A 5408-nucleotide genomic window follows, 5' to 3' on the forward strand; every position below is an offset into this window, starting at 1 on the left:
GGCATCAAGGTCGTCGACCTGCTGTGCCCCTACACCAAGGGCGGCAAGATCGGCCTGTTCGGCGGCGCGGGCGTCGGCAAGACCGTGACCATGCAGGAGCTGATCAACAACATCGCCAAGGCCTACGGCGGCTACTCGGTGCTGGCCGGCGTCGGCGAACGCACCCGCGAAGGCAACGACCTCTATCACGAGATGATCGAGTCCGGCGTGAACCAGGCGGGCGGCGGCGGCGAGAGCCGATGCACCCTGGTCTACGGCCAGATGAACGAGCCTCCCGGCGCCCGCGCCCGCGTGGCCCTGACCGGCCTGGCGCAAGCCGAGTACTTCCGCGACCAGGAAGGCAAGGACGTGCTGCTGTTCATCGACAACATCTTCCGCTTCACCCAAGCGGGTTCGGAAGTGTCGGCGCTGCTCGGCCGCATCCCCTCCGCCGTGGGCTATCAGCCGACGCTGGCCACCGAGATGGGCAACCTGCAGGAGCGGATCACCTCGACCTCGAAGGGTTCGATCACCTCGGTGCAGGCGATCTACGTTCCCGCCGATGACCTGACCGACCCCGCGCCCGCCGCCTCGTTCGCCCACTTGGACGCGACCACGGTTCTGTCCCGCGACATCGCCGCCCAGGCGATCTTCCCGGCAGTGGATCCGCTCGACTCCACCTCGCGGATCATGGACCCGCTGGTGATCGGCGAGGAACACTACCGCACCGCCCGCCGGGTCCAGGAGATCCTGCAACAGTACAAGGCGCTGAAGGACATCATCGCCATCCTGGGCATGGACGAGCTGTCGGAAGAGGACAAGCTGGTGGTGGCGCGCGCGCGCAAGATCCAGCGCTTCCTGTCGCAGCCGTTCCACGTGGCCGAGCAGTTCACCAACATGCCCGGCATCTTCGTGCCGCTGGAAGACACCATCCGCTCGTTCAAGGCGGTGTGCGACGGCGAGTTCGACCACCTGCCGGAACAGGCCTTCTACAACGTCGGCACGATCGAAGACGCGGTCCGCAAGGCCGAGCAGATGGCGGCGGAAGCTTAAACGACATGGCCGAGAAGCTTCACTTCTCCCTGGTCTCGCCGGAGCGCGAGCTGTTCTCCGGCGAGGTCGACCAGGTCGACGCGCCGGGTTCGGAAGGCGACTTCGGCGTGCTGGCCGGTCATGCGCCGTTCATGACCGCCCTGAAAGAAGGACGGGTGACGGTGCATAACGACGGGCGAATCACGGCCTACGAGGTGCGCGGCGGGTTCGCCGATGTGACCCCTGAAGGCCTGACGATCCTGGCGGAGCACGCCGTCGAAGCCGCCTAGAGCCGGTCGCCCGGTCAAGCTATAGTCCGCGTTCGAGGGACTTGCGTCTGTCGCCGCCGTTCAGAGAGGCGTCGGTGATTTCGAGTCAGGGGAAACTTATGCGAACCGCTTTCGTCAGCTTCATCGCCGTTGCGGGTCTGGCCTTTTCGGCCCAGGCCCAGGACCCGGCCGCCGTCACCGCCCCGGCGCCGACTGAGCCCGCGACCGCGGCTCCTGCGGCGAGCGCGCCGACGACCACTGCGCCGATGACCAGCGCCCCGGCGCCCGCGGTGACACCGCCCGCCCCAGAAGCGCCGGTGACCGCGCCTCCGCCCGCCGGCGCCACCGCCAGCGCGCCCAGCGCCGCGCCGGCCTCCGCGGACTCCGCGGGCGCTGTTCCGACCCTGCCGACCACCGGCGACGGCGCCACGGTGACCACGCTGCTGCAGAGCGTCTGCGTGCCCCTGGTCAAGGGCGGCAATTTCGATCAGCTCGCTAAGAGCGCCGGCATGAAGAAGGCCCGTGGCGGCGCCTACGCCATCACGCTCTCGGGCGACCGGGCCTACACTGCGACGATCCAGCCGCAGGGCTCCAACCGCAACGTCTGCGAGATCGCCCTGCGTTACGCGCTCGGCGCCGAGCAGCCGATCATCACCTCGCTGAACATCTACGCCTTCCTGCAGGACCCCGAGCTGAAGCTTCAGCGCAACGACTTCATGGTCGGTGCAGACAACATCAAGCGCATCACCCTGTCGTGGGAGTACTTCACCGACAAGGAATCCACCGGTCTGGTGTTCGTCCAGCTTAAAGGTCCCGACGGCGCGGCTCTGAATGGCAAGTACGATCAGGCCACCCTGCTCTATAGCGAGCGGAAGTTCTGATCGGAGCGAGCGATCTCGCAGGACTTTTAGGGGTCCTGCTGGTCCTCTTCGCCTATGGCGGCGCGGCGTTGGGCCGTCTTGATCCCCAGCGCGCGCCGGCTCTCGTGGCGAACTTCGTCGGCGCGAGCCTGATCCTCTATTCGCTGGCCAGCGACTTCAACCTGTCGGCGGTGGTGATGGAGAGCGTCTGGGCGCTGGTGGCCGTCATCGGCCTCGTGCGGCTCGCGATCAAGAAGCGCTAGGCGCTCGTCGTCGGCTGGCGCGCCGCGAACGGCAGGAACGCCTCGACCACTGACTCGTACGCCGCCCGTTTGAACGGCACGACGAGTTCCGGGGCCTCTTCCAGGTAACCCCAACGCCAGGCGTCGAATTCCGGATGCCCGTGGCCGGTCAGATTCACTTCGCTGTCGGCGCCGTCGAAGCGCAGGGCGAACCACACCTGCCGTTGCCCCTTCCAGCCGCGCATCTGCTTGGCGCCCTGGTGGTCGGCGGGGAAGTCGTAGGTGAGCCAGCCGTCGGTGCGGCCTAGCCGAGTGACCGAGTGGACGCCGGTCTCCTCCTCCAGTTCGCGCAACGCCGCGGCGGCGATGTCCTCGCCGTCGTCGATGCCGCCCTGCGGGAACTGCCAGTTGTAGGGGCCGGGCGTGTTCGCCCGACGACCGAGCCAGACGTTCCCGGTTCCGTTGAACAGCACGACACCGACGTTCGGCCGATACTGCGAGAGGTCCCTCACCGGCGCGTGGCCAGGGCGGACGCCGGGGTGAGCTGGTAGCCGCGCTGTTCGACGCTCTCCGACCACCGTGCGACCTGGGTCAGGGTGACGGGATAGGCGAAGCCCGAACCGAGCGCCTGTCCATGCTGCTGGGCTGAGGTCTCGAGGGCGGCGAGCTGCTGATCGACGGCGGCTTCCGAGAGCTGGTTGTCGACGATGCGATCGGCGGACGCCCGCGGCAGGCCGCCGGCGCGGCGCGCCGCCTGGCCGTCGTCGATGAAGGCCAGCCCCCGGGCCGACAGCGCCGCGGTGAACCCCGCCAGCGCCGGATCGGAAGTCATGAACCGGGAGCCCAGATAGTTGGTGACGCCGAAGTAGCCGGTGGCGCGCGACAGCACCCACTCCAGCTTCTTCACCGTCTCGGCGGCCGGCGCGGTGGTCATCAGCGTATAGGGGCCAGGGTCATTGTCCGGATAGTCGGTCGGCTCCATCGGCGCTTCCAGGAGCACCTCGTGTCCGTGGGCGCGGGCGAGGTCGATCCAGCCCTGCAGGCCCTCAGCATATGGCACGAAGGACAGGGTGATCTCAGGCGCGAGGCCCTCGATGGCCTGGCGGGTGGCCTTGGCGTTCAACCCCAGGCCGCCGATGATCAGCGAGACCTTGGGGCGGCCGTTGGGCGTAAACGGGCGGGCGTAGCCTTCGAACGGCGTGCGGCCGTCGGCGCCGATGATCGGCAGCGGGCCGGACGGGCCAGGACCGCTGAGGCCGGCGATCGGCGCGGTTGGCAGCGGGTCGCCGGCGGCGAAATTGGCGCTCTGGCCGGGCAGGGTGATGACCGCTTCGCCGCCGCCGTTCCACTGCGGCTCCAACGGGGTCGGGGAAAGCTGGAAGATCGCCTCGCTGACCAGCGGGTCGCCGGCGCGCTCGGGCGCCAGGGCTTCACGCCAGCCGGGAGGGGCCAGCGGGCCCGCGACCCGCGCCAGCGAGATGCGCACGCTGGGCTGGCCGGCCTTCGGGTCGCCGCCGACCGCGATCATGGTGACGATGGTCAGCAGCAACAGGAACGCCGCGCCGCCCGCGCTCATGTAGGGATTGGCGATGGCGGTGCGCGCGATCGCTGCCGCGTCGAGGCGACGGGCCGGTTCCGCAGGCTGCGGGTTCAGGGACTTCTTCGAAAAGCTCGGCACGATGGACGCCTCCGAGCGGAAGGTCCGTCAATATGGTTAACGAAGGGCTTAATCCGTCCGTCGCACCGCGGCTGCGTCACTTGGACCTGTCGGCCGACCTATTTGGCGACCGCGTCCTTGGCGGCTGGAGGCTTGGCTTCGGCCACGCGGGCTCCTGTCACCACCTCAGCGAGCTTGGCGGTGGGCTTCGGCAGCTTCGGCGTCGCCGCGACCGAGCCGAAGCGCAACACGTCTTTGGCCCGGGTGAGCTGGAAGTCCTTCTTGGCGTCGAAGTCGGCCGGGGGCGCCTCGGCGGGCTCGTGGGCGCCACGGCGGATCTTGCCCTCATCGGCGTTCAGCGCATTGCGGAACGAGGCTTCGCTGAACTGGAACGCCTTGTTGGCGATGGCCTGGGCTTCTTCGCGGCTCGACGCCACTTCCAGGTCGGGGTCGATGCCCGTCTTCTGGATCGAGCGGCCGGAAGGCGTGTAGTAGCGCGCCGTGGTCAGCTTCAGCGCGCCATCCATTCCGCCGCGCAGCGGGATCACGGTCTGCACCGAACCCTTGCCGAAGCTGGTGAGGCCGACGACCGCGGCGCGCTTGCGGTCCTGCAGGGCGCCGGCGACGATCTCCGCGGCGGAAGCCGAACCGGAGTTGATCACCACCACCATCGGCAGGCCGTTGGTGATCTCGCCAGGACGGGCGTTGTAGCGTTCGACATCGCGGGGATCGCGCCCACGCTGCGAGACGATCTCGCCGCCGTCGAGGAACAGGTCGGAGACGCCGACCGCCTGGTCGAGCAGGCCGCCGGGGTTATTGCGCAGGTCGAGCACCAACCCCTTCATCTTCGGGTTCTTGGCCTTCAGGTCGGCGAACGCCGCCTCGGTCTCGTCGGTGGTCTTCTCGTTGAACGAGCCGATGCGCAAATAGCCGTACTCGCCCTCCATCCGCGCGGTGACCGACTTGGGCTTGATCACCTCGCGCACGATCTTGACGTCGAACGGGTCGGTCTTCTCGCGGGCGATGGTCAGTACGACAGGCTCGCCCGCCTTGCCGCGCATCTGCTTGACCGCGTCGGTGACAGACATGCCGAGCACGCTCGCGCCGTCCACCGCGGTGATGTAGTCGCCGGCCTTGATGCCAGCCAGCGCCGCCGGCGTGCCGTCCATCGGCGAGATCACCTTGACCACGCCGTCTTCGCTGGTGACCTCGATGCCGAGGCCGCCGTACTCGCCGCGCGTCTGATCGCGCATGTCGTCGAAACTGTCGGGGCTCAGATAGCCCGAGTGGGGATCAAGCGAGGTCAGCATGCCGTCGATGGCCGACTCGATCAGCTTGCTCTGATCCACATCGGTCACGTATTGGCGCT

General features: G+C 68.3%; 7 protein-coding genes. 4 read left to right on the forward strand and 3 right to left on the reverse strand.

Going from position 1 to position 5408, the window contains the following annotated elements; translation table 11 throughout:
• The 4 genes from atpD to Q8R27_RS09150 all read left to right on the forward strand — a co-directional run.
• On the forward strand, positions 1 to 1032 hold a 1032-nt coding region (gene atpD / locus Q8R27_RS09135; RefSeq protein WP_305698726.1), incomplete at its 5' end, for a F0F1 ATP synthase subunit beta.
• Positions 1033 to 1037: 5 nt separating this feature from the next.
• Positions 1038 to 1301 carry an ATP synthase F1 subunit epsilon gene (locus tag Q8R27_RS09140; protein ID WP_305698727.1) on the forward strand — a complete coding sequence of 88 codons (264 nt, stop codon included), beginning with the start codon at positions 1038 to 1040 and terminating at the stop codon, positions 1299 to 1301.
• 98 nt (positions 1302 to 1399) lie between these two features.
• A complete protein-coding gene (locus tag Q8R27_RS09145) occupies positions 1400 to 2161 on the forward strand; it encodes a hypothetical protein (RefSeq protein WP_305698728.1) in 762 nt (253 codons plus the stop codon).
• A gap of 68 nt (positions 2162 to 2229) precedes the next feature.
• Entirely contained in the window at positions 2230 to 2403 is a 174-nt protein-coding gene (locus Q8R27_RS09150; protein WP_305698729.1) for a hypothetical protein, read from the forward strand.
• Here the strand turns inward: Q8R27_RS09150 and Q8R27_RS09155 are convergent.
• The 3 genes from Q8R27_RS09155 to Q8R27_RS09165 all read right to left on the reverse strand — a co-directional run.
• Positions 2400 to 2894, reverse strand: a complete 495-nt coding sequence (locus Q8R27_RS09155; RefSeq protein ID WP_305698730.1) for an RNA pyrophosphohydrolase — start codon at positions 2892 to 2894, stop codon at positions 2400 to 2402. The genes Q8R27_RS09150 and Q8R27_RS09155 overlap by 4 nt on opposite strands.
• Positions 2891 to 4060, reverse strand: a complete 1170-nt coding sequence (locus Q8R27_RS09160) for a divergent polysaccharide deacetylase family protein (RefSeq protein ID WP_305698731.1) — start codon at positions 4058 to 4060, stop codon at positions 2891 to 2893. The genes Q8R27_RS09155 and Q8R27_RS09160 overlap by 4 nt, the downstream gene beginning before the upstream one ends.
• 98 nt (positions 4061 to 4158) lie before the next feature.
• Positions 4159 to 5408: S41 family peptidase (locus Q8R27_RS09165; RefSeq protein ID WP_305698732.1), on the reverse strand; the 1250-nt coding region annotated here is incomplete at its 5' end.

It is taken from the genome of Phenylobacterium sp. (assembly GCF_030697305.1).
In the GTDB taxonomy this organism is placed as follows: domain Bacteria; phylum Pseudomonadota; class Alphaproteobacteria; order Caulobacterales; family Caulobacteraceae; genus Phenylobacterium.

Excerpts from the sequence above, each read along its gene's own strand:
- Q8R27_RS09140 (WP_305698727.1), top strand. The coding sequence starts at position 1,038 with ATGGCCGAGAAGCTTCACTTCTCCCTGGTCTCGCCGGAGCGCGAGCTG.
- Q8R27_RS09145 (WP_305698728.1), top strand. The coding sequence starts at position 1,400 with ATGCGAACCGCTTTCGTCAGCTTCATCGCCGTTGCGGGTCTGGCCTTT.